The 23,254-nt window shown below is 70.4% G+C and carries 23 protein-coding genes and 1 tRNA gene; 8 read left to right on the forward strand and 16 right to left on the reverse strand.

Annotated elements, in window-relative coordinates; translation table 11 throughout:
* Positions 1 to 16 precede the first annotated feature (16 nt).
* A complete protein-coding gene (gene uraD, locus ASG60_RS04025) occupies positions 17 to 913 on the forward strand; it encodes a 2-oxo-4-hydroxy-4-carboxy-5-ureidoimidazoline decarboxylase (protein WP_056168109.1) in 897 nt (298 codons plus the stop codon).
* Between the two features lie 450 nt (positions 914 to 1,363).
* A complete protein-coding gene (locus ASG60_RS04030) occupies positions 1,364 to 1,624 on the forward strand; it encodes a hypothetical protein (RefSeq protein WP_056167878.1) in 261 nt (86 codons plus the stop codon).
* Between the two features lie 68 nt (positions 1,625 to 1,692).
* Here ASG60_RS04030 and ASG60_RS04035 read toward each other — a convergent pair whose 3' ends face one another.
* From ASG60_RS04035 to ASG60_RS04060, 6 genes are all read right to left on the reverse strand, one after another.
* Positions 1,693 to 2,778 carry a BMP family ABC transporter substrate-binding protein gene (locus ASG60_RS04035; RefSeq protein WP_056384317.1) on the reverse strand — a complete coding sequence of 362 codons (1,086 nt, stop codon included), beginning with the start codon at positions 2,776 to 2,778 and terminating at the stop codon, positions 1,693 to 1,695.
* A 58-nt stretch (positions 2,779 to 2,836) separates the two neighbouring features.
* On the reverse strand, positions 2,837 to 3,763 hold the full coding sequence (locus ASG60_RS04040; RefSeq protein ID WP_056384318.1) for an ABC transporter permease: 927 nt from the start codon (positions 3,761 to 3,763) through the stop codon (positions 2,837 to 2,839).
* A 28-nt stretch (positions 3,764 to 3,791) separates the two neighbouring features.
* Positions 3,792 to 4,880 (reverse strand): ABC transporter permease, encoded by a 1,089-nt coding sequence (locus tag ASG60_RS04045; protein ID WP_056384319.1) that lies wholly within the window; start codon positions 4,878 to 4,880, stop codon positions 3,792 to 3,794.
* A gap of 12 nt (positions 4,881 to 4,892) precedes the next feature.
* Positions 4,893 to 6,464 (reverse strand): ABC transporter ATP-binding protein, encoded by a 1,572-nt coding sequence (locus ASG60_RS04050; RefSeq protein ID WP_056384320.1) that lies wholly within the window; start codon positions 6,462 to 6,464, stop codon positions 4,893 to 4,895.
* A gap of 2 nt (positions 6,465 to 6,466) precedes the next feature.
* Complete coding sequence (locus tag ASG60_RS04055) at positions 6,467 to 7,831, reverse strand: 8-oxoguanine deaminase (protein ID WP_056384321.1); 1,365 nt, start codon at positions 7,829 to 7,831, stop codon at positions 6,467 to 6,469.
* A gap of 62 nt (positions 7,832 to 7,893) precedes the next feature.
* Positions 7,894 to 8,841, reverse strand: coding sequence for a hypothetical protein (locus ASG60_RS04060; protein WP_156467454.1), 948 nt, complete (start codon positions 8,839 to 8,841; stop codon positions 7,894 to 7,896).
* A 305-nt stretch (positions 8,842 to 9,146) separates the two neighbouring features.
* Here ASG60_RS04060 and ASG60_RS04065 point away from each other — a divergent pair, with 305 nt between their 5' ends.
* The 5 genes from ASG60_RS04065 (at position 9,147) to hpxZ (ending at position 12,817) form a co-directional block, all read left to right on the forward strand.
* On the forward strand, positions 9,147 to 9,887 hold the full coding sequence (locus ASG60_RS04065) for a GntR family transcriptional regulator (protein WP_056167901.1): 741 nt from the start codon (positions 9,147 to 9,149) through the stop codon (positions 9,885 to 9,887).
* Positions 9,888 to 10,044: 157 nt separating this feature from the next.
* On the forward strand, positions 10,045 to 10,734 hold the full coding sequence (locus ASG60_RS04070; protein WP_056167903.1) for an isochorismatase family cysteine hydrolase: 690 nt from the start codon (positions 10,045 to 10,047) through the stop codon (positions 10,732 to 10,734).
* A gap of 81 nt (positions 10,735 to 10,815) precedes the next feature.
* Entirely contained in the window at positions 10,816 to 11,016 is a 201-nt protein-coding gene (locus ASG60_RS04075; RefSeq protein WP_056167906.1) for a DUF4089 domain-containing protein, read from the forward strand.
* 11 nt (positions 11,017 to 11,027) lie between these two features.
* Positions 11,028 to 12,431 (forward strand): AtzE family amidohydrolase, encoded by a 1,404-nt coding sequence (locus ASG60_RS04080; RefSeq protein WP_056167908.1) that lies wholly within the window; start codon positions 11,028 to 11,030, stop codon positions 12,429 to 12,431.
* A gap of 5 nt (positions 12,432 to 12,436) precedes the next feature.
* The gene (gene hpxZ, locus ASG60_RS04085; RefSeq protein WP_056384322.1) at positions 12,437 to 12,817 is read left to right on the forward strand and encodes an oxalurate catabolism protein HpxZ; all 381 of its coding nucleotides are present in this window, start codon (positions 12,437 to 12,439) and stop codon (positions 12,815 to 12,817) included.
* A gap of 22 nt (positions 12,818 to 12,839) precedes the next feature.
* Here hpxZ and ASG60_RS04090 read toward each other — a convergent pair whose 3' ends face one another.
* From ASG60_RS04090 to ASG60_RS04120, 7 genes are all read right to left on the reverse strand, one after another.
* Positions 12,840 to 13,481, reverse strand: a complete 642-nt coding sequence (locus tag ASG60_RS04090) for a flavin reductase (protein ID WP_082531606.1) — start codon at positions 13,479 to 13,481, stop codon at positions 12,840 to 12,842.
* A 59-nt stretch (positions 13,482 to 13,540) separates the two neighbouring features.
* Positions 13,541 to 14,323 (reverse strand): pyrimidine utilization protein D, encoded by a 783-nt coding sequence (gene rutD, locus ASG60_RS04095; RefSeq protein WP_056384323.1) that lies wholly within the window; start codon positions 14,321 to 14,323, stop codon positions 13,541 to 13,543.
* A 3-nt stretch (positions 14,324 to 14,326) separates the two neighbouring features.
* Positions 14,327 to 14,719: a pyrimidine utilization protein C gene (gene rutC, locus ASG60_RS04100; RefSeq protein ID WP_056384324.1), complete on the reverse strand. Its 393-nt coding sequence runs from the start codon at positions 14,717 to 14,719 to the stop codon at positions 14,327 to 14,329.
* 23 nt (positions 14,720 to 14,742) lie between these two features.
* A complete protein-coding gene (gene rutB / locus ASG60_RS04105; RefSeq protein WP_056263065.1) occupies positions 14,743 to 15,486 on the reverse strand; it encodes a pyrimidine utilization protein B in 744 nt (247 codons plus the stop codon).
* Positions 15,486 to 16,610: a pyrimidine utilization protein A gene (gene rutA, locus ASG60_RS04110; RefSeq protein ID WP_056384351.1), complete on the reverse strand. Its 1,125-nt coding sequence runs from the start codon at positions 16,608 to 16,610 to the stop codon at positions 15,486 to 15,488. Before rutA ends, rutB begins: the two co-directional genes overlap by 1 nt.
* Before the next feature lie 321 nt (positions 16,611 to 16,931).
* Positions 16,932 to 17,573: an HTH-type transcriptional regulator RutR gene (gene rutR, locus ASG60_RS04115; protein WP_056263067.1), complete on the reverse strand. Its 642-nt coding sequence runs from the start codon at positions 17,571 to 17,573 to the stop codon at positions 16,932 to 16,934.
* A 114-nt stretch (positions 17,574 to 17,687) separates the two neighbouring features.
* On the reverse strand, positions 17,688 to 18,518 hold the full coding sequence (locus tag ASG60_RS04120; RefSeq protein WP_056384325.1) for a 3-keto-5-aminohexanoate cleavage protein: 831 nt from the start codon (positions 18,516 to 18,518) through the stop codon (positions 17,688 to 17,690).
* 205 nt (positions 18,519 to 18,723) lie between these two features.
* Here ASG60_RS04120 and aroQ point away from each other — a divergent pair, with 205 nt between their 5' ends.
* Positions 18,724 to 19,176 carry a type II 3-dehydroquinate dehydratase gene (gene aroQ / locus ASG60_RS04125; protein WP_056263070.1) on the forward strand — a complete coding sequence of 151 codons (453 nt, stop codon included), beginning with the start codon at positions 18,724 to 18,726 and terminating at the stop codon, positions 19,174 to 19,176.
* Between the two features lie 222 nt (positions 19,177 to 19,398).
* Here the strand turns inward: aroQ and ASG60_RS04130 are convergent.
* From ASG60_RS04130 to ASG60_RS04140, 3 genes are all read right to left on the reverse strand, one after another.
* Positions 19,399 to 19,488 (reverse strand) — tRNA-Ser (locus ASG60_RS04130).
* A gap of 71 nt (positions 19,489 to 19,559) precedes the next feature.
* Positions 19,560 to 21,656: a glucans biosynthesis glucosyltransferase MdoH gene (mdoH, locus tag ASG60_RS04135; protein ID WP_200947649.1), complete on the reverse strand. Its 2,097-nt coding sequence runs from the start codon at positions 21,654 to 21,656 to the stop codon at positions 19,560 to 19,562.
* A gap of 50 nt (positions 21,657 to 21,706) precedes the next feature.
* Entirely contained in the window at positions 21,707 to 23,254 is a 1,548-nt protein-coding gene (locus ASG60_RS04140; RefSeq protein ID WP_244476571.1) for a glucan biosynthesis protein D, read from the reverse strand.

A 23,254-nucleotide genomic window follows, 5' to 3' on the forward strand; every position in this document is an offset into this window, starting at 1 on the left:
AGGAGACCCGGCCGTCATGCCCACGACGCTCGCAGATTTGAACGAAGCCCCGGCCACCGAATTCGTGGCGGTGCTCGGCGCCGTCTTCGAGCATGCCCCGTGGGTCGCCGAGGCGACCGCCGCGCAACGGCCCTTCGGCACCGTCGAGGCCCTGTTCGCCGCCATGCGCCGGGCGGTCGAGGGTGCCCCGGACGCCCGGCGGCAGGCTCTCCTGGCGAACCATCCCGAACTCGCCGGACGCGCCGCCCGCTCCGGGGACATCGCCCCCAATTCCATCGCCGAGCAGGCCGCGGCGGGCCTCGATCGCCTGTCGGAGACCGAAGCCGCCCGTTTCGCAGCCCTCAATGCGGCCTACCGGGACAAGTTCGGGCTGCCCTTCATCCTGTGCGTCAAGCGGCACGGCCGGACCTCCCTGCTGGCGAGTTTCGAGGCTCGGCTGGCCGCGTCGCCGGAGGAGGAGCAACGGACGGCCGAGGCCGAGGTGATGCGGATCGCCGCGATCCGCCTGAACGCTCTGGTGACGGGCGCGGGGCCGTTGTCCACGACGGGCCGGATCTCGACCCATGTCCTCGACACCGTCCAGGGGAAGCCCGCCGCCGGGGTGGCCGTGACGCTCGTCGAGTTCATCTCGGACACGGACATTGCCGTCGTCGCCCGCGCGGTGACCAACGCGGACGGCCGCACCGACGCGCCCCTGATCCACGGGCGTCCCGTGCCGCGGGCGACCTACGAGCTCCGCTTCGCACTCGGAGACCACTTCCGGCGGATCGGGCCGGCGCTCGGCCTCGATCTGCCCGAGCCGCCGTTCCTCGATGTCGTGCCGCTGCGCTTCGGCGTCGGCGATCCGGAAGGCCATTATCACGTGCCCCTGGTGGCGACGCCCTGGAGCTATCAGACGTATCGGGGAAGTTAGCGTACCTCACCAGGTTCCCGGTCGCAGCCGGCTCTCGCCTGGAGCACGGCGGCGCAGCGGGCGTTTGGTGAGAGGCACTCGAGGCCGGGCCGGCATGGCTATTGCTGTGCTCCGATCCGCGAACCCGGCCCAGGGCCAGCGGCAGGAGCGTATCCGATGCGTCCGTCCCGAATCATCTGCCTCGGCCTTCCCATGATGGGTTGGCTCCTCGCAGGATGCCTGTTCGGCGGTGGCGTCCTCGGAGTGGCACCCGAAGCCCGGGCGCAAGCCAGCCTGACGCCTCCGGCCGGTCAATCGCGCCTCACGGCCCCGGGCGGCCTTCGCGGACGAGCGATCCGCCGCCACGGAACGCATCGTCGTCGCTGACCCGGCGGAACCGCCAGGGCCGCGTTCCGTCGCCTCGACAGAAACCTGCTTCTCCCCTTCGACTGACCTGGAAGGTACCCGATCATGCGCCTGACGATTTCGGTCCTCGCCCTGTGCGGGGTGTTCGGCCTGGCCGGCCCGGCACTCGCCCAATCCGTGGGTGCCCCGGCCGGCAGCGACCCCGCCACGGCTCCCGGCGGCACCGAGGGCCGCGCCGGCCCCCGGAACGAGCGGGAAGCGATTCGAAGCGGCGATGCCATTCCGGCCCCACCCGGCATCGGCGAGCCGATTCTCCCGCCATCCGGCATCCCGACGCCCGACCGGCCGCCGGCACCGCGCCCCTGATCCGTCGCCGGTAAGATCAAGAAGCCCGCCGGAGCGATCCGGCGGGCTTCCGCGCGTCCGATGGCGCGCTACTGCGTGAGCTTGTCGTCGATGCCCTTCACGTACCAGTTCATGCCGAGGATCATCGGGTCGGGTGCGGTCTCACCCGCCTTCACCGCGACGGTTCCGTCCTGCTTCAGCACCGGCCCGGTGAACGGGTGGATCTTGCCGTCGGCGATGGCCTTGGTGGTCTCTTCGGCCATGGCCTTCACGTCGTCGGGCATGTTGGTGAAGGGCGCCAGCACCACCATGCCGTCCTTGATCCCGCCCCAGGTGTCGCCGCTCTTCCAGGTGCCGTCGAGGACGGCCTTCGCCTGGGCGATGACGTAGCCGTTCCAGTCGTCGGTGATCGAGGTGAGCTGGGCCTTCGGGGCGAAGCGGAACTGGTCGGAGGACTGGCCGAAGGCGAGCTTGCCCTGCTTCTCGGCCTCCTGCAGGGGGGCCGCCGAATCGGTGTGCTGGGTGAGGATGTCGGCGCCCTGGGCGAGCAGGGCCTTGGCCGCCTCCGCCTCCTTGCCCGGATCGAACCAGGTGTTCACCCAGACGACCTTGATCTTGATGTTCGGGTTGACCGACTGCGCCCCGAGCATGAACGCGTTGATGCCGCTCACCACTTCGGGGATCGGGAACGAGGCGATGTAGCCCACGGTGCCGGATTTCGAGAGCTTGCCGGCGATCTTCCCGCACACGTAGCGGCCCTCGTAGAAGCGGGCCGAGTAGGTCGCCACGTTGTCGGAGCGCTTGTAGCCGGTGGCGTGCGCGAACTTCACCTTCGGGAATTTGCGGGCGACCTTCAGGGTCGGCTCCATGAAGCCGAACGAGGTGGTGAAGATCAGGCCGGCGCCGGAGCGGGCGAGCTTCTCGATGGAGCGCTCGCTGTCGGCCTCGGGCACGTTCTCGAGGAAGGTGGTGTCGACGGTGTCGGGCATCGCCGCCGCCAGCGCCTTGCGGCTGAGGTCGTGCTGGTAGGAATAGCCGAAATCGGCGACCGGCCCGACATAGACGAAGCCGACCTTCAGCTTGTCGGCCGCGGAGGCCTGCCAGGTCAGCACCGGTCCGGCCGCGAGGACCGCGCCCAGGACCGCACCGCCGAGTCTCATCAACCTACCCCGCATGGTGGTGTCCTCTTCGATCCGTTGTGGGCCAACTTCGGCGTGCCGTCGTGGAAGCGGGTCACCGGCTCGGCGTGAAGACGCGTCCGAGGGCGGCGGGCGCCAGCGAGCCGCCCTGGCGCCGTCCCAGGGAGAGCAAGACCAGGGCCAGGATGGTGGCGAGGTAGGGCAGGGCGGAGAGGAGCTGGCCCGCCAGGCCGAGCCCGGCGGCCTGGGCGTGAAGCTGGAGCACCGTCGCCCCGCCGAACAGGAGCGCGCCGGCCGCGACCCGCAGGGGCCGCCAGGAGGCGAACACCACGAGGGCGAGCGCGATCCAGCCGCGGCCCGCCGTCATGCCGGGCGACCAGAACGGCGTATAGGCCAGCGCCAGATAGGCCCCGCCGAGCCCGGCGCAGGCGCCCCCGAACAGGACGGACAGGAAGCGGACCCGGCGCACCTTCAGCCCGAGGGCATGGGTCGCGACGGGGTCGTCGCCGATGGCGCGCAGGGTCAGGCCCGCGCGGGTGCGCCAGAGGAACCACGACACGGCGGCGACGAGGGCGACCGCCGTGTAGACGAACGCATCCTGCCCGAACAGCAGCCGGCCGATCCCGGGCAGGTCGGTGAGGCCGGGGATCGCCAGGTGGGGCGCCGGATCGCGCTTGATGCCGACGTAGTTCGCCCCCACCAATCCCGACAGACCGAGACCCAGGATGGTGAGCGACAGGCCGGAAGCGACCTGGTTCGCCGCGAGCCCGACGGTGAGGAGGCCGAACAGGGCGGCGAGGCCGAGGCCCGCTCCCGCACCGCCCAGCGCCCCCAGAAGGGTCGAGCCGGTCTGCATCGCCACCGCGAAGCTGACGGCCGCGCCGAAGATCATCATGCCCTCGACGCCGAGGTTGAGCACCCCGGAGCGCTCGGCGACGAGTTCGCCGAGGCCGGCGAGGATCATGGGGGTCGCGGCCGCCAGGACCGTGACGAGCACCATCTGGACGATGTCGAGGGTCATGACCGGCTCCGGTCCTGTTCGCGCGGGCTCACGACGCCGTGCGGCCCGACGGCCCGCCGGGCACGATCCGGACGTGGTAGCGGGCGAACACGTCGGCCCCGAGGACGAGGCCGAGGAGCAGGCCCTGGAAGGCGCGGGTCAGGTCGAGGGGCAGCTTCAGGTCGATCTGCGCGCCCTCGCCGCCGATGGTGGTGAGCGCGATGACGAGGGCGGCGACGAGGATACCGGGCGGCGAGAGCCGGCCGAGAAAGGCGACGATGATCGCCGTGAAGCCGTAGCCCGGCGAGATCTCGGGCTGGAGCTGCCCGATCTTCCCCGCCACCTCGACGATGCCGGCGAGGCCCGCGGCCCCGCCGGAGATGGCGAAGACCGACAGGGTCAGGCGCGCATCGGAGAAGCCGGCGAAGCGCGCGGCCCGCGGGCTCGCGCCGACGACCCGCACCGCGAATCCGAACAGGGTGCGGGCCAGCACGAAGGTCGCCAGCCCCACGGCGGCCAGGGCGACGAGCACGCCCGCATGCAGGGTCTCGCCCTCCATGAGGTAGGGCAGGCGCGCGGCCGGATCGAACCCGACGCTCTGGGGAAAGTTGTAGCCCGCCGGGTCGCGCAAGGGGCCGCGGACCATGTAGTCGAGCAGGAGCTGGGCGACGTAGACCAGCATGAGGCTCGTCAGGATCTCCGAGACCCCGAGGCGGACCTTCAGCACGGCCGGGATCAGCGCGTAGGCGGCCCCCGCGAGGGCTCCGGCAGCGAGCATGGCGGGCAGGATCCAGGGGGCGTCACCCGATCCGTGCGTCGCCACGCCGACCCAGCCACCGGCCAATCCGCCGACGACGAACTGGCCCTCGGCGCCGATGTTCCAGAGGTCGGCGCGGTAGCAGAAGGCGAGCCCCGTCGCGATGAGGGCCAGGGGGGCCGCCTTGAGGGCGATCTCCTGGAGCGACCAGACCTCGCTCAAGGGGGCGACGAAATAGGTCACGAACGCCGCGCTCGGCGAGACACCGAGGGCCGCCACGGCGACGCCGCCGATCAGAACCGCCGCGACGAAGGCCAGCGCCGGAGCGAGGATGTCGAGCACCGCGGAGCGGCGGGTGCGGGGCACGAGGTCGAGGCGCATGGGGTCTCCCGATCAGTGCGCGGGGGCCGGCGCCGCGTCGCTCGATCCGCCCATGAGCAGGCCGATGGCCTCGCGGGTCGTCTCGGCCGCAGGCACCGCCGCCGATAGCGTACCGTCGTGCAGCACGGCGATGGAACCGGCGAGCTCGAACAGTTCGTCGAGGTCCTGGCTGATGACGAGGATCGCGGTACCGCGGGCCGCGAGATCGATCACCGCCTGACGGATATGGGCGGCGGCGGCGGCATCGACGCCCCAGGTCGGCTGGTTGATCACGAGCGTTCCGGGCTCCGCCAGGATCTCGCGGCCGACCACGAATTTCTGGAGGTTGCCGCCCGACAGGGTGCCGGCGGCGGGATCGGGGCCCGCCTTGCGCACGTCGAAGGCCGTGATCACGCGCTGGGCGAGGGCACGGGCGGCCCCCGGACGAAGCAGACCGAACCGGGTCAGGGGCGCCGTCGAATGGCGCGACAGCAGGGCGTTCTCCGACAGGCTCATCGCGGGTGCCGCCGCGTGGCCGTTGCGCTCCTCCGGCACGAAGGCGGCGCCGAGGCGCCGGCGCGCGGTGATGCCGAGGTCCCCAACGGGTGCCCCGTCGAGGCGCACGGAAGCCGGATCGGCCGCCCGCACCTCGCCCGACAGGGCCGCGAAGAGTTCGGCCTGTCCGTTCCCGGCGATGCCCGCGATCCCGAGGATCTCGCCGCCCGCGACGCTGAGCGAGACGTCGCGGAGCGCGGTGGCGTGCAGGCCGGGGGCGGGGAGGGCGAGGCGGTCGAGCGCCAAGCGCTCCCGGCCGACGGCTCCGCCCCCGCGCACGGTCACCTCGCGCACGGCGCTCCCCACCATCATCGCCGCGAGGGATCGGGCCGTCTCTTCCCGCGGATTGCAGGCGCCCACGACCTTGCCGGCGCGCAGGATGGTGGCGCGCACGCAGAGCCGCCGCACCTCGTCGAGGCGGTGGGAGATGTAGAGCAGCGCCCGCCCCTCCGCGCGTAGACGCTCCAGCACGGAAAACAGCACCTCGGCCTCGCCCGGGGTGAGCACAGAGGTCGGCTCGTCGAGGATGACGAGTTTCGGATCCTGCAGCAGGCAACGCACGATCTCGATGCGCTGGCGCTCGCCGGCCGAGAGCGACCAGACCGGACGGTCCGGCTCGAGATGAAGGCCGTAATCGATGCCGAGCTTGGCGATGCGGTCGGCCAGCGCCCGGCCGGAGAGATCCCGCGGCATGACGAGGGCGATGTTCTCGGCGACCGTGAGGTTCTCGCACAGGGAGAAATGCTGGAACACCATGCCGATCCCGAGCCGGCGGGCGGCGTCCGGGTTCGGCAGTTGCACGATGTCGCCCTGGTGCGTGACGACGCCCTCGCTGGGCTCCAGCAGGCCGTAGAGGATCTTCATCAGGGTGGATTTGCCGGCGCCGTTCTCGCCCAGCAAGGCGTGTATCTCGCCGGCCCGGATCTCCAGATCGACACCGTCGTTCGCCGTGAAGCCGCCGAACCGTTTCACGATGCCGTAGGCGCCGAACAGGGGCGTCGGCCCTGCCTGCGGGCGCGGCGAAGCGGAAGCGGAGCGGGCGGCTTCCATCCTCAGACGGCGCCGAACAGGTGCCGGGCCAACCGGCTGTGGTCTTCGCGCAGCCGACGCGTGTCGAGGCCGATAGGATGTCCGTCGATGACCCGCCATTGCCCGGCCACCATCACCCGGTCGGCCCGGTGGGCGCCGCAGAGCACGAGGGCCGCCAGGGGATCGTGCGCGCCGGAGAAGCGCAGCTCGTCCAGGGTGAAGAGGGCAAGATCCGCCTCGCGGCCCTCTTCCAGGCGGCCGATATCGGAGCGCCCGAGGCAGGCGGCGGAGCCCTCCGTCGCCCAGCGCAGGGCGTCGAGGTGCGTGACCTTCTCGGCGCCGTAGGTGAGGCGGTTCAGCATCAGGGCGTGCCGGACGCCCTCCATGAGGTTCGAGCTGTCGTTCGAGGCCGAGCCGTCGACCCCGAGCCCCACGGGGGAGCCGGCGGCCTCCAGTTCGCAGGTCCGGCACTGGCCGGACGCCAGGGTCATGTTCGAGGTCGGGCAATGGCACACGCCGACCCCCGCCTTACCGAGGCGGGCGACCTCGTCGTCGTTGAAGTGGATGCCGTGGGCGAGCCAGGCGCGCGGGCTCATCCATCCGACCTCCTCGAGGTAGTCGACGGGGCGTTGCCCGAACGTCGCGAGGCAGTAGGCGTCCTCGTCCAGGGTCTCGCCGAGATGCGTGTGCAGGCGGCAATCATGGCGCTCGGCCAGCGCCGCGCTCTCGCGCATCAGCCGCTTCGTCACGTTGAAGGGCGAGCAGGGCGCCAACCCGATCTGCACCATGGCGCCGGGGTTCGGGTCGTGGAACAGGGACAGCACCCGCTCGCTGTCGGAGAGAATCGTGTCGTCGTCCTGCACGAGGGCGTCCGGCGGCAGGCCGCCGTCGCGCACCGAAAGACTCATGGAACCACGGGTGACGAAGGCCCGGATGCCGAGGGCCTTCGCCTCCTCGACCTGGATGTCGACGGAGGCTTCGAGTCCTTTCGGGAACAGGTAGTGGTGATCCCCCGCCGTGGTGCAGCCCGACAGGAGCAGTTCGGTGTAGGCGAGGCGCGTGGCGAGGCGGAAGGCCTCCGGGGTCAGCTTGTCCCAGACGGTGTAGAGGGCCTGAAGCCAGGGAAACAGCGGCTTGTTGATCGCCAGCGGATGAGCGCGGGTCAGGGTCTGGAAGAAGTGGTGATGGGTGTTGACGAGGCCGGGGATCACCACGTGGCCCGCGGCGTCGAAGGTCTCGTGCACAGGCGCCGCCGGCTGGCCGCCCGAGGGCACGCGCTCCACGATGCGCGTCCCTTCGACGACGAGGCCACCGGCCGCATCCTCCGCGAGGATCGCCAGCGGGTTCCTGATCCAGAGACGATGGGTCCCGGCCTTGTGCGCGTTCATTCCGACTCCCGATTCCACGCGATGTCCCGAGCGGAGCATATTCCAGGCCGCCCCGGGGCTTCTCAGAAGATGTGGAACGCGATGCCGGCAAGGAAGCTCTTCTCCTCGGTCCCCTTGAAGGTCGTGCGCTCCACGTTGCCGAACTTGTTCAGCCAGTACTGGAAGCCCACGAAGGCATCGAGCTTGTTGGGCTGGTTCCAGATCATTTTACCGACATCGAGCACGAGGTTCGTGCGCGACAGGAACTCGACGCCGGTTCCGGGATAGTAGCCACCCGGATAATTGAACGCGTCCCGGATGCCCTTGCCCTTGGGCATGACGATGTTGTTGAAGCCCGCGAGGCTCAGGGGAACGTTCGGAAAGAAGGTGATCGGAAAGTTGTAGACGATCTCGAATTCGGGGACAGTGTCGAAGCTGACGTCGCGGTCGCCGCCGATATTGAAGCCGTTCCGGTTCCATTCCTTGTAGGCGTGGGCGCTGATGTTGAGGAAGCCGGCGGGCACGTCGACCGAGAAGGTCAGGCCGCCGACGACGTCGCGCTTCTTCGGCCCGAACGCGGTGTTCTTCGTGTTCGCGTCGAACCCGAAGGCGAGCGAGACGTCCTTGACGAGGCCCGGCACGGTGAAGGCCTTGGTGCCGGTCAGCGCGTTCAGGCTGAGCGTGCCGCGATAGAGGCCGTAGGCTTCCGTGGCCCCGTTGTCGTACTGCGCGAAGCCGCCCGGGGCGTTGGTGGTCCCGGCCGGGTCCTGCGAGGTCGATTTCAGGATGTCGAGGGAGAAGAAGTTCGTGCCGTACGCCCAGGCGTCGGCGTGCGAGATGTTGGTGATGTATTTCGGAATGTCGCGGTTGCGGAAGCCGCCATCCGCCCGCTGGATCTGCACGCCCGGCTCGGCCGCGGGGAACTGGTAGCGAAAGCTCACCTGCGTGTCCGAGAACAGGAAGAAGGACGGCTCCCTGAGGGGTGCTGCCTCCGCCACGTTGAGCTTTCTGGTCTCGAGATCGGCGGCCATGCAGGCCCCGGTCATGCTTGCCCCGGTCATGCTTGCCCCGACCGTGGCGAGCGACAGAGCCGCAGCCGTGAACGTCCTTGCGAACATCGTTCGTCCCCCTGAACCTGCCAATGCTGTTCGGGGGACCGCAACCGGTGTGCCATGGCCCGCCCTTGGTCGGACGCCGGAGCCGGCCGTCACATAACCGCAACACATCTCCATAGACCCGGACAGCGGGTCATGTTGCGGGGCGAGGGAAACTCGTCTCTATCATCGGTGGCGTGCGCGGCCCCGTACCGGTGGCGCATCGGGAACCCGAGACCACAGTGCCAGCGTCCCCAACCCGCTCCGAGAGCCTGTCCGACGCCATCGCCGACGCGATCCTGTCGGGGGAGTTCGCGCCCGGCACCCATCTCGACGAACAGGTCCTGGCCAAGCGCTTCGGCGTGTCGCGCACACCGGTGCGCGACGCCCTGCGACTTCTCAACGGAACCGGCCTAATCGACCTGCGTCCACGCCTGGGCGCGACCGTGCGGACGATCACGCCGGACGAACTCGACATGCTCTTCATCGCCATGGGGGAGATCGAGGCGACCTGCGCGCGGCTCTCGACTTTGAGCATGACACCGGCCGAGCGCGGGCAGCTCCGGATGCTGCACGAGCGCATGGGCAGCCTCGCCGAGGCGAACGACCACGACGCCTATGTCCTCGCCAATGCGGACTTCCACAGCCTTCTCTACGTGGGTGCGCACAACAGCGTGATCGACGAGATCGCCCGCAACCTCCGGCGGCGGCTGACGCCGTACCGTCGCGCCCAGTTCCAGGCACCGGGGCGGCTCGCCCGCTCGCATGCCGAACACGGCCTCGTTGTCCGGGCCGTGCTCGCCCGCGATGCGGCGGCCGCGAACTCCGCGATGCTCGTCCATATGAGCGTGGTCGAGGACGCATTCGAGGCGCTCGATGCCGGAAGTGCCGCCGCGCGCGAAGCGGCCGGCGAACGGGCTCGGGACCGCCTGAAACGCCGCGCCCCGCCGATTCGCGCGAGCCGGGCGCGCGCCCAGCGCTGACGTCTCCGGCGTCGGATGCCGCATCCCGGCGATCTGCCCATGGGGTGGCCAGGAGAGACGAAACTTCGCGCACCGCTGTGTGTGGTTTGGGCACGCATTTCGGCCAGATTGCATACATGCTTCGAGGCCGTGATTCCCGGTCGCGAGAGATCCGCGCATGCCCAGCCTTCTCGACGCCGAGCCGTCGCCGCTTCCCTTCGAGGCGTCGCGCACGGCCCTCGTCATCATCGACATGCAGCGCGATTTCCTCGAGCCCGGCGGCTTCGGGGAGAGCCTCGGCAACGATGTCTCCCTCCTCGCCGCCGCCGTGCCCCCATGCCGGGCCGTGCTCGACGCGGCGCGTGCCGCAGGGCTCCTCGTCGTGCATACACGGGAGGGCCATCGCCCGGATCTCTCCGACGCGCCGCCGGCCAAGCTGGAGCGCGGCGAACCCACGGCGCGGATCGGTCAGCCCGGGCCGATGGGACGCATCCTGATCCGCGGCGAACCCGGTCACGGCATCGTTCCCGCCCTGGCGCCGCAGGATGGCGAGCCGGTGATCGACAAGCCCGGCAAAGGCGCGTTCTACGCCACCGAACTCGCCGACGTGCTCGCGACCCGGGCCATCGCGACCCTGCTGGTCTGCGGCGTGACCACCGAGGTCTGCGTGCACACGACGGTGCGGGAGGCCAACGACCGCGGCTATCGCTGCGTCGTCATCGCCGATGCCTGCGCGTCGTACATCCCGGAATTCCACGAAGCCGGCCTCGCGATGATCACGGCGCAGGGCGGCATCTTCGGCTGGGTCTCCGACGCGCACCGGGTTGTCGCCGCCCTGGAGGGGCGTGCCTCGGAGACGCTCGATTGAACCCTCTCGGCGGCGCGGACCGGGGGCCCGCCGGAACGAGATTCGCATGACCGCCATCGCCCAGACCAAGGAGGACGTTGCATGACGGAAGCCCCGGAGATCCCGGCCTTCGATCCCGAGGCCTACGCCTCGGCCGCGTCCGGCATGCTCGCCCTGCCCATCGACCCCGCCTGGATGCCGGCGATCGTGGCCAACCTGCGCGTGCTGCACGCCGCGGCCGACCTCGTCGGCGCGTTCCCCCTGCCGGACGAGGCCGAAGCCGCCCCGGTGTTCGAAGCGTGAGGTCCGGGACCGTGAGCGAGCAGGATTGGAGTACGGCCTCGGCCGCATCGATCGCCGCGTCCGTCGCGAGCGGGGCGGTGAGCGCCCGGACGGTGGTCGCGGCGGCCCTCGATCGGATCGGCCGCGTCGATCCCGCCGTGAACGCCTTCACGGACGTCCTGGCGGACCGTGCCCTGGCCCGCGCGGACCGACTCGACGCGGCCCATGGGCGGGGCGGGGCGCCCGGCCCCCTCGCGGGCGTCCCCTTCGCGGCAAAGAACCTGTTCGACATCGCCGGGCTGCCGACGCGGGCCGGGTCGCGGATCAACCGGGAGCGGGCGCCGTCGGAGGGGGACGCGACGCTGATCGGGCGCCTGGAAGCGGCGGGGGCGATCCTCGTCGGCGGGCTCAACATGGGCGAGTACGCCTACGATTTCACCGGCGAGAACTGCCACGACGGCAACACCCGGAATCCGCACGCGCCCGGACACATGGCGGGGGGCTCCTCCGGCGGTTCGGGCGGGGCGGTGGCGGCGGGCCTCGTGCCCCTGGCCCTCGGCTCCGACACCAACGGTTCGATCCGCGTGCCTGCCGCCTTCTGCGGCTGCTTCGGCCTGAAGCCCACCTACGGGCGCCTCAGCCGCGCCGGAAGCTTTCCCTTCGTCGGAAGCCTCGACCATCTCGGGCCGATGAGCCGCTCGACCCGCGATCTCGCCCTGGCGTACGACGCCATGCAGGGCCCGGATCCGGCGGATCCCGTCGCCACGGATCGGGCCGTCGAACCGACCGGTCCCGGCCTCGACGCGGGCGTGGGGGATCTGCGGATCGCCGTGGCGGGCGGGTATTTCGCCTCCGGCGGCGACGCGGAAGCCTTCGCGGCCGTCGCGGCCGTCGCCGACGCCCTGTCGGCGACGCGCACGGTCGAGATCCCGCAGGCCGCACGGGCCCGTGCGGCGGCCTACCTGATCACGGCCGCCGAAGGCGCCGCCCTGCATCGCGACCGCCTGCGGGAGCGGGCCGGCGATTTCGATCCGGCCGTGCGGGATCGCCTCATCGCCGGAATGATGCTGCCCGCGCCGTTCGTCGAGCGCGCCCAACGCTTCCGGCGCTGGTACCGCGCGGCCGTGCTCGACCTGTTCCGCGAGGTCGACGTGATCCTCGCGCCCTGCACACCCTGCCGGGCGCCGCGCGCGGGGCAGACAGCCTTCGTGCTCGACGGCGTCACGCTGCCGGTACGCGCCAATATCGGCCTGTTCACCCAGCCGATCTCGTTCATCGGCCTGCCCGTGGTCGCCGTGCCGGTCTGGCTCGACACGGGCCTGCCGCTCGGCGTGCAGGTCATCGCCGCACCGTGGCGCGAGGATCTGGCGCTCCGGGTCGCCCATCATCTCGAACGCGCGGGCGTCGTTCGCGCGCCCGTCGCCAATTTCGCGTGAGCCGCATGCCCATCGACGATCCCACCGTGAAAGCCGAGGTCGAGGCCGCGTTCGCCCGCTACGAGGCGGCCCTCGTCGGCAACGAAGTTCCGACCCTGGAAGCGCTGTTCCACGACGATCCCCGCACCATCCGCTATGGCGGGGGCGAGAACCTCTACGGCATGGACGCGATCCGCGCCTTCCGCCGGTCCCGCTCGGCCGAGGGTCTGGCGCGCGATCTCTCCGGCACGGTTATCACCACCTACGGCCGCGATTGCGCCGTCGCGATGACGCTGTTCACGCGCCCGACGGCGCCCGATCGCATCGGGCGCCAGAGCCAGACCTGGGTCCGGTTCCCCGATGGCTGGAAGGTCGTCGCGGCCCATGTGAGCGTCATCGACGCCTGAGGCCGACGCCGCTCAGGCTCCGTCACTTCGCCGCGGCGGTGACGGCGCGGCTCCACGCCCCCTCGGGCGCTTTGGCGATCACCGCCCGATCGGTGCCGCCGGCTTCGTGCACGCCGACGATGCGCTCGTATTCTCCCGGCGCCTCGGCGACGGGTGCGGACGGCACCACGTGGTAGCGCCGGTCCGCATACACGAGGGCGTCCGCACCGGACGCCTCGCCGAGGCCGACCACCTCGCAGAACAGGACATCGTGGGTGCCGACGCGGCTCCGGCTCGCGATCCGGCATTCGAACGTCGCCAACGCGTCGGCGAGAACGGGCAGCCCGCGCGCGCCGGTGGACCAGCGTATGGCGGCGAAGCGCTCCGGCATCGACCGCCTGCCGCCGAAGGCGGCCGCGACGTGCTGCTGTCCGGCACCGAGGATGTTGACGCACAGCCTCTCGGCCCGGTCGAAGACCGGGTGGGCGGAGGACGCGCGGTTGAGGCAGACCAGCAGGGTCGGCGGCGCATCGCTGACGCTGCAGACGGCCGAGGCGGTGAAGCCGGCACGCCCCCACGGCCCGTCGGTGGTGACGAGATGCACCGCGCTGGCGAGCCGCGCCATGGCATCGCGATAGGCGCCGGCCGCGACGGGCGCGTCGTCAGGTCCCTCGGTCCCGGTCATGTCGGTCGACTCCAAGTCCAAGCGCGGGTCCATTCGCGGGTCCATCGCCATTCGCGCCGTCACGGCCGATCGAGGAAATGCAGGAGGGCCGTGGTGACCAGCTCCGGCCGCGTCACGGAATGGGCGTGCCCCCCATCGGGCGCGAGATCGAGGCGGGCGTTCGGCAATCCGGCGGCGAGCCGCTCCGACGCGGTGAACGGCACCAGCACGTCGTCGCGCGCGGCCATCACCAGGGTCTCGTGCGGCACCGCGCCGAGGCGTCCCGTCAGGTCGAACGCCTCCAGGGCGGCGATGCGCGCCAGAACGGCGTCGGCGCCGGGGAAATGCGCCAGCGCGTGGGCCTCGTCCGCCGCGAGCCGCTCCGCATTCTCCGAGATCCAGGGCGCCGGATACAGGAAGATCGCCTGGGCTCGGACGAAGGCCTCGGGACCGTCCCGCGTCAACAGTGCCTTCCGGGCCGCAAAGCAACGGCGGGTCGCCGGGTCGATGCTGTCCCATCCGTTGATGACGACGAGGCGCCCGACCCGTTCGGGGTGCGTCAGCGCCAGTTGCAGCCCGATCAACCCGCCGAGCGCGTGCCCGACGAGGTCGACCGATTCGATGGCGAGCCCGTCGAGGAGGGCGAGCACGTCGCGCGCCATGGCCGCGATGTCGTGGCCGGGCTCCAGGGGGCCCTGCGAGCGACCGGTGCCGCGATGATCGTAGGTGACGACGCGACGGCGCTCGACCAGCGCCGGCATCTGCGGCGCGAAATAACCCGCCGCCCCGCCGAGCCCCGGCGAAAGCAGCACGGTTCGGCCGCCGGCCCGGCCATGGACCGCGTGATGGACCGGCACGGCCATCCCTCAGGCGGCCTTGCCGAGATGGGCCACCGAGGCGATCTCGACGAGCGCATCGGGCTTCACGAGCCCGCACTGGATGCAGTAGCGCGCCGGCTTCTCGCCCGGAAAGTACGCGGCATACACGGCGTTGATCGCGGCGTAGTCGGCCCAGTCCTTCAGGAAGACGTGGTTGAAGGTGACGTCGTCCATGCCGCCGCCGGCGGCCTCGACCACGCCCTTGATCGTCTCGAGGACGTGGCGGGTCTGCGCGGCCGCGTCCCCCACATGGACGACGTTGGCGTCCGCATCGAGGGGCAGGGTGCCCGAGACGTAGAGCACGCCATCCGCCAGGGTTCCGGGCACGTAGGGCGCCAGCGGCTTGCCGGTGCCGGGGGGAATCACGACGGTCTTCGGCATTCTGGGAGGCTTTCGATTGAGGGTTACTCGGCGTTGCGGGGGGGCTCGGCGGCGAGCGCCTCGGCGAAGGCGCCGACGTCCGAGACCCAGCCGAAGAAGGTCTCGATGTTGAGGAGCGCCCCCGCCTGCAGGCTCGGCGGGCCGGCCTGATGGGTGGCGTCGGCCAGGACGATGCCGAAATATTCGAGGAAGAAGCCGTCGCGCAGGGTCGATTCCACGCAGACGTTGGTGGCGATGCCGGTGAAGATCAGGGTGCGGATGCCGCGGGCCCTGAGCATGCTGTCGAGGGCAGTGTTGGCGAAGCCGCTGTAGCGCGGCTTCGGCAGGACGATGTCGCCCGGCTCCGGCCTCAGCGCGTCGACCAGGGCGTAGTCCCAGGTGCCCTTGGCCAGGAGCCTGTGGTTCCTCTCCGGGTGCCGGCGCATGGTCTTGAGGGCGTTCGACTTGTGCCAGTTCGGCGAACCCGGACCGCCGGCCTCGACGTAATCGGCGTCCCAGCCGTTCTGGAACCAGATCACCAGGAGTCCCGCCGCCCGGGCGGCGGCGACGGCCGCGGCGATCCGCTCGACGACCGGGCCGGTCGCGGAAACGTCGAAGCCGGCGAGATCGAGGTAGCCGCCCCTCGTCGCGTAGGCGTTCTGCATGTCGACGACGATGAGCGCACTCGCGCCCGCGTCGAAGGCGATCGGCTCGGGCCGGGCGGGAAGCGTCACGCCGCCGACGCGGCCCGTCGCGTCGCGGTAGCCCGCCGGGATCTCGCCCCGCATCACGCCACCTGTGCCAGGGAGGCCGAGTCGCCCCGCGTCAGGGGCGCGACATCACCGGTGATGTGCCGACGCGTCTTCATCAGCGGCTGGATCTTCTGTCCGAACGCGTCGAGGCCCGCTAAGAAATCGTCGAAGACGAGGAGCACGCCCCCGGTGCCCGGCACGGTCATGACCGCGTCGAGGAGCCGCGCGATGGTGGCGTGGGAGCCGACCAGGGTGCCCATGTTGATGTTCACCGCGGAGGTCGGATCGGCCATCTGGCGGACGTTGGTGTCGGCCCCCGACTTGGTATCGGCCGAGCCCTGAACGCCGAGCCAGGCGATCGCCTCTCCGTCGGCGCCGGCCTTGTAATGCTCCCATTTGGCGTGGGCCGCTTCGTCGGTCTCGTCGGCGATGATCATGAAGAGCACGTAGGACGAGACCGCGCGGCCGGTCTTCGCCTTGGCGTCCTCCAGCCGCGCCACGGTGGGGGCGAAGGCGGTGGGCGTGTTGACGCCCTTGCCGAAGCAGAAATTGTAATCGGCATAGGTCGCGGTGAACGCCATGCCGGCGCCGCTCTGCCCGGCGCAGATGATCTTCATGTCGGCCTGCGGGCGCGGGCTCAGGCGGCAATCGTCCATCTGGAAGAAGTCGCCCTTGCGGTCGCTGTGGCCGGTCTCCCAGAGATCGCGCAGGATCTGCGCGTATTCCGAGAGATACTCGTAGCGCCGGGCAAAGTATTCGTCGCCGGGCCAGAGGCCCATCTGCGCGTATTCCGGCTTCTGCCAGCCGGTGATCAGGTTGAGGCCGAAGCGGCCGTTCGAGATCGAGTCGATGGTCGACGCCATCCGGGCGACGATGGCGGGCGGCAGACACAGGGTCGGGGCGGTGGCGTAGAGCTTGATCCGGCTGGTGACGGCGGCGAGCCCCGACATCAGCGTGAACGATTCGAGGTTGTGGTCCCAGAACTCGGTCTTGCCGCCGAACCCCCGCAGCTTGATCATCGAGAGCGCGAAATCGAGGCCGTACCCTTCGGCCTTCAACGTCACCTGCTTGTTCAGCTCGAAACTCGGCATGTATTGCGGCGCGTTCTCCGAGAGAAGCCAGCCGTTGTTACCGATCGGAATGAAAACACCGATGCTCATCGGTTCGGCCATGGGTTCGGCCATGGGCTCGGCCTCAGTCTCGGCTTTGGGCTCGGTCATGGCACCCTCGCGTTCCGACGGCAGCATTGCGTGCCGCGACATGAGACCCGTCAAGTCTTCCGCCGTACGGCTTCGGACTCGACCGAAGTGGTACGGCACATCCTCAGGCTAGCTATTCGGACCAGATGGTCAAACTTCAAAATCAGGAAGTTTGACCATCTGCACAAACTCTCCGCGGCATGCGCGCGCGCTGTGCGGGTCCTGCCCATCGGAACGGCGAGAACGGCAGCGCTCGGACCCGGATCCGGCGACGCCGCCGAATCAGGCGAGTCCGAGGCCCGCCAGGATCAGTCTCTGGGTACTGGCCACGGTCCGCTCGAAGAAGGCTTCGTCCGACAGATCGTGCCCGGTGATCGCGTCGACCTGCACGGCGAAATCGGCGTAGTGCTGGGTGATCGCCCAGACCGAGAAGACGAGGTGATGCGGGTCGTGCGGCTGGATCCGCCCTTCGTCCATCCAGCCGCTCAGCACGGCGACCTTGGCGTCGACCAAGGCCCGCAGGGGGCCTTCGAGTTCCGCCCGCAGGAGCGGAGCGCCCTGGACGATCTCGAGGCAGAACAGGCGGGACGCCTGGGGTGCGTCGCGCGACAGGGTCACCTTCGCGCGGATGTAGGCCTTGAGCGCCTCGGCCGGCTCACTCCCGGAATCGAGGGCCTGAAGCGGATCGAGCCAGACATCGAGCACCCGTCGCAGCACGGCGACGTAGAGAGCCTCCTTCGAGGCGAAGTAATAGAGCAGGTTGGTCTTCGAGAGGCCGGCGCGCTCGGCGATCTGATCGAGGCTCGCCCCATGAAGGCCAAGGGTCGAGAAGACCGCGAGGCCGGCATCCAGAACCGCGTCGCGCCGCAGCGCTCCGTCGCGCCGCCGACGCCGCACGGGCGCTGCCACAAAGCCGTCAGCCAATCCGCTCGCCTCCCGGGACGTCGCCCGGAGAGCCGGGCGCGTCCCCGTTCCTACCCGATCCCGTGCGGGCGCGACAAAGGGGACGCGAGGGCCGGAACGGTCGACCGCGCCGAATCAGGCGGTGAGGCCGAGGCGGGTGCGGGCCTGGGCCGGGCTCGCGACGGTCCGGCCGTGCCGCGCGATCGCCTCCACGGCGAGGCCGACGAGTTCGGCGTTGCCAGCGGCGAGCCGATCCTTGGTGAGGCGGATGTTGTCCTCGAGCCCGGTGCGGACGGCGTCTGCGCCGCGTGCCAGGGCCCAATCCATCACGGGCGCCTGATGGCGTCCGATGCCGGCGGCCGTCCACGTCGCCTTCGGCAGCACGCGGCGCAGCTCAGTGAGCAGAATGTCGAGGAGGTGTTCGTCGGCCGGCATCGCGTTCTGCACGCCCATGACGAACTGGACGTGGGGCCGGTCGTCCATCAGCCCGGCCTCCACGAGGCGCCTGGTGCCGTGCAGGTGCGAGAGATCGAAGATCTCGATCTCGGGTCTCACCCCGAAACGCTTCATCCGACCTGCGAGATCGGCGACGAGGGCGGCCGGGTTCTCGTACACGATGGTGGGGAAGTTGACCGAGCCCGTCGAGAGCGAGGCCATGTCGGGGGCATGCTGGAGGGAGAGCCCCCGGCTCGCCGGGTCGCGTCCGCGCCCGCCGGTGGAGAACTGCACGATCATGCCCGGGCAATGCGTGCGCAGGCCCGCCTGGACGGCGGCGAACCGGTCCGGATCGGAGGAGGGGGTCTCGTCATCGTTGCGGACATGGATGTGGGCCAGCGTCGCGCCGGCCTCGTAGGCGGCATGGGTGGATTCGATCTGCTCGGACACCGTGACGGGCAGGGCGGGATTGTCCGCCTTGCGCGGCACGGAACCGGTGATCGCGACGGCGACGACGACGGGCTGGCTCATGGCGTGGGTCTCCCTGCTTTCGTCAACGCGGCAGCGGGGCGTCGGATGCCGAAGGGACGCCCTACCGTCACCCGACAGGGGGAGGCCGACGGCAGCGGTGGCCTCGGGGCCGGCGGAGACGTAAAGGCGGGCTTGGCAAGCCGCGACGGGACCTGCGCGTCCGTGCAACGGCCGTTGTCAGGACCCTTCAACGATGGAGCCTTCCATGAACGACACCATCCTGATCCTCAACGGCCCCAACCTGAACCTCCTCGGCAAGCGCCAGCCCGAGATCTACGGGCACGAGACCCTCGGCGATGTCGAAGCGCTCTGCCGGGCCGAGGCCGAGGCGTTCGGGCTCACGGTCGCCTTCCACCAGAGCAATGCCGAGCACCAGATCATCGACTGGATCCACCAGTACCGGGTCGGATCGGCGGGGATCGTCATCAATCCGGGGGCCTTCACCCACACGTCGATCGCGATCCTCGACGCCCTCGCCACGTGCGAGGTTCCCATCGTCGAGTGCCACATCTCCAACGTCCACAAGCGCGAGGCCTTCCGGCACCATTCCTACGTCTCGCTCGCCGCGACTGCGGTGCTGGCCGGCTTCGGCACGCACGGCTACGTTCTGGCGGTTCGCCACATCGCCCATCTTCGCGGGTTGCAGGGCCAAGTCTGACGCGATCAGGCCGCCGCGCCCGGTCTTGAGCGGGTCGAGCGTCCTCGGGCACAAAAAGGCCGCGGCTTGCGGGTGGCTCCGTCGCCCATCGAAGTCACGCCGAAGCGATACGGGCGGCCGACCCCAGCCTCACGCCTATATCGGAAGTTCTTCCACCCAAGCCATGGCTTGACCCATGGCTTGGGTCGAGAGCCCTACGAAAACCTTGCCGGTCGAAAAACTTGGCGGAAGGGGTGGGATTCGAACCCACGGTGGAGTTGCCCCCACGGCGGTTTTCAAGACCGCTGCCTTAAACCACTCGGCCACCCTTCCGTCCGCGCCGGCGCGGAGCCGGCGGGGTGGGAGGGTTCTAACGGAGAACGCCGCGGTCGGAAATCGAAAACTCAGGCGGCGCTGGCCTCGAGGCGGCTCAGGCGGTCGAGAAGCGCGCGGTCGTGCAGGAGGGCCATGCGCTCCTTCGGCGAGAGCCAGGCGGCGGCCTCGTCGAGGGTGTGGGCTTCCACCACCTTGGCCTGGGCCAGCGCCCGGTCCGTGTCGATGACGCCGCGCGGCCGGGGTGCGGCCTGGGGCAGCATGGCGGCGTGGGCCTCTGCGAAAGCGGGCTCGGCGTGGAGGGCCCGCAGGGCGTCCGCATCGTCGAGGCCCTGCGCGGCATTGCGGGCGGCGAGGCGGCCCGCCTGTGTGGCGATGGCGGGCGGGTCGCGCTCCTCCGGGGTCATGAGCAGGCCGAGCCGCTTGAGGGCCAGCCCCCAAGCGAGCTGACCGCTCGCCCACGAGATCGGGATCGCGAGCACGAGGCCGAGGATCGTCGGCGACATCCAGAGGAACAGGGAGGTCGCGATGGCGAAGGCGGCGATCCCGGTGACGAGGCCGAGCGCCATGTGCCAGCGGTGGCGGCGGACGATGTCGCTCCACGGGATCGAGCCGTCGTCGCGCCGCTGCGGGTTCCAGCCGGTGTCGCGCCCGACGAGGATCTGGAACACCGAGCCCGACTGGATCAGCATGGCGATGGGCGCGATGAGGGCCGAGAGCAGGATCTCGATCAGGCTCGACAGAACGAGGCGGACGGCGCCCCCGCAGGCCCGTCGCACGGGGCCGTCGATCAGCGCCAGGATGAGCCCCAGAAACTTCGGGGCGAGCAGGATGCCCATGGTGATCCCGAACAGCCGGAGCGCGCGAACGGGATCGAAGCGCGGCCAGACCGGGTAGAGCCCGAACTCGCTCGTGAAGTATTCCGGCCGCACGTAGGCGGTCTGCAGCACGAGGGCGATACCGACCACGAGCTGGGCCAGCCAGAGCGGCGAGGCGACGTAACCCGCGATGCCCGTGGCGAAGTGCTGGCGCGACGCGGTTTTCAGACCGGCGGCCCCGATGATGCGGCTGTGCTGAAGGTTGCCCTGCGCCCAGCGCCGGTCGCGCACGGCCACATCGATGAGGGAGGGCGGGCTCTCCTCGTAGGAGCCGGGAAGGTCGGGCAGCATGGTCACGCTCCAGCCGGCGCGCCGGATCAGGGCGGCTTCCACGAAGTCGTGGCTGAGCACATGGCCGCCAAAGGGCGGCTTGCCGGGCAGGTCCGGCAGGCCGCAGGCGGCGGCGAAGGCCTTCGTGCGGATGATGGCGTTGTGGCCCCAGTAATTGCCGTCGCGGCCCGACCACACCGACAAGCCGGTGGCGATGACCGGCCCGTAGATCCGCGCGGCAAATTGCTGGACGCGCGCGAACAGGGTGTTGCGGTTGATGATGAGCGGCAGCGACTGGATGATGCCGGAATCCGGGTCGGCCTCCATGGCGGCGGCCAGATGCACCACGCACGTGCCCGTCATCAGGCTGTCGGCATCGAGCACCAGCATGTGGTCGTAGGTGGCACCCCAGCGCGAGACGAAGTCGCCGATGTTGCCGGCCTTGCGGTGGTGGTTCTTCGGCCGGTGGCGGTAGTACAGGCGGGCGTCGTCGCCCCAGCGGGCGCGAAGATCGAGGAACGCGCGCTCCTCGGCGATCCAGGCATCGCTCAACGTCGAATCCGACAGCACGAAATAGTCGAAGGCGTGGCCCAGGCCGGTGGCATCGATCTCGACGCGCATGGCCTCGATGGCGGCGAAGGTCCGGGCCGTGGCCTCGTTGTAGACCGGCATCACCACCGCCGTGCGGGTGGTGAGCGCCGTCGGCAGGGCAGGGGCCTTGGGGCGGCGCAGGAGCACCAAGAAGCCCAGGATCGCGCCGGTGAAAGCGAGCGCGATCCAGGAGAAGTTCAGGGTGAACAGGGCGAGCAGCACGTATTGCAGGGCCGTGGTGCCGCCCGAGACCGCCACCACCTCGTACATCTGCATGGCGCCGTAGGCGGTGAGGAGTGCTGCCGCGCCAAACACGAAGAGGCGGGCCAGCCACGGCTTTCCATGGCGGACCGAAGGCACGTGGCCGGCGGCCCCGTCCCAGGTGTCGAGGCGCTGCACCGGCATGGCCAGGGGCGCCTCGGGTGGCATCGCCGGACGGAACGGGGCGGGTGCCGGGGCGACTTGAGGCGCGGGTGCGTTCACGGTGTCCAACGGTAGAGCCAGGTTTCGGTGAGGGGGGTGTCGCCCCGTTGCAGGGCGAGGCGCAGTTCGCACGCCTTCTCGCCACGCGGGTCGAGCTCGAAGGCGACGCGCACGGTCTTGCGGTCGGGGTAGCGGTAGAGGGTGCTCGCCGTGATGGCGCCGGGGCCGACCGAGAGCTGGGTCCGCAGGTCGCCGGCTTCGGCCAGACCCTCCCCGGTGAAGTCGACCAGGAAGAGGCGCCGGTTGTCGTTCGTCCCGCGCCCGGCGCGGGTGCCGGAAACCACGGCCACAGGCACCGGCTCGGGTGGCTGCCAGCACCAGTGCTGGCGGTAGCTGAACGCCCGCTCGGCCCCCGCCGCGAGGCCGGCTTTCGGCCGCCAATAGGCTAGGATGTTCTCGTTGAATTCGGAATCGCTCGGGATTTCGAGCAAGGTCACGGACCCCGGTCCCCAGGCGGAGAGGGGCTCGAGCCACAGGGACGGGCGCCATTCCCAATGCTGGATGTCGTCCTGGAAGCTGCGGTAATCCCGCGCCCGCTGCATCAGCCCGAAGCCCTTCGGGCTGTCGTCGACGAAGGACGAGACCTGCAGGGTCTCGGGGTTGCGCGCCGGGCGCCAGATCGCCTCGCCGGAGCCCGTGCGGATCTGCAAGCCGCCCGAGGAATGGACGGCGGCGCGCGCATCGTCGGCGCCGCGACGGTCGTGGGGACCGAACAGGTAGCTCGTCGTCATGCCCCCGAGTCCGAGGTGATCGATGGCGGTCCGCGCGAACACCGTCCCCTCGACGTCGCAGAGCGAAGCCGCTCCCGGGCGCAGGCTCATGCGCAGGGCCGCCGTGGCGGACGGCGAATCGACCAGGGCATGCAGGACGAGGGGGCCGCCGGGACCGGGCCGTTCGATCCAGACGGCACGCCACTCGGGAAATTCCTCACCCCGTGCATCGGCCGGTCGCAGGGTGAGGGCGCGCGCGGTGACGCCGAAGCCCTGGCCGGCCGCGACGAGGCGGAAGAACGAAGCGCCCTGGAGGTAAGCGAAATCCGTGAGCTCGCCGCCCGCGAACCGGGCCCGGAGCTTGAAACCGGAATACCCCGGGTCGTCCTTGAACGTCGGGATCTGGGTGGTGTCCGTCTCGAAGCGGGCGCGGTCGTAGGCCACGGGGCGCACGACCCCGTCCTCGATGAGCGCCAGGGCGACCCGTCCCCTGAACACCGAGCCGCGATGGAGCGGTTCGATGGTGAAGCCGAGGTCGGCGTCGGCCCAGACCGCGCTCCCCGGCACGGTCCGAATCCCGGCGTATTGCTCGCGGTTGAGGCCCGTCAGGGCCTCGGGCAAATCGTCCGTGCGCGGGGCGACGTAGGCGCGCGCGGCCAGTGCCCGGGCGAGGTCGGTGACCAATCCGGCCTGGAATGGCGTGCCGGCCGCCGGAAGGGACGGAGCCTCGTCGGCGAAGGCGCGCGCGGGCAGGGCGGCGAGCCCTCCGGACAACGCCACCACGCCGGCCCCACGGAGAAGATCGCGGCGGGTATGGTCCTGGGAACCTGCCAT

The sequence above is a fragment of the Methylobacterium sp. Leaf469 genome (genome assembly GCF_001424745.1).
GTDB lineage: Bacteria > Pseudomonadota > Alphaproteobacteria > Rhizobiales > Beijerinckiaceae > Methylobacterium.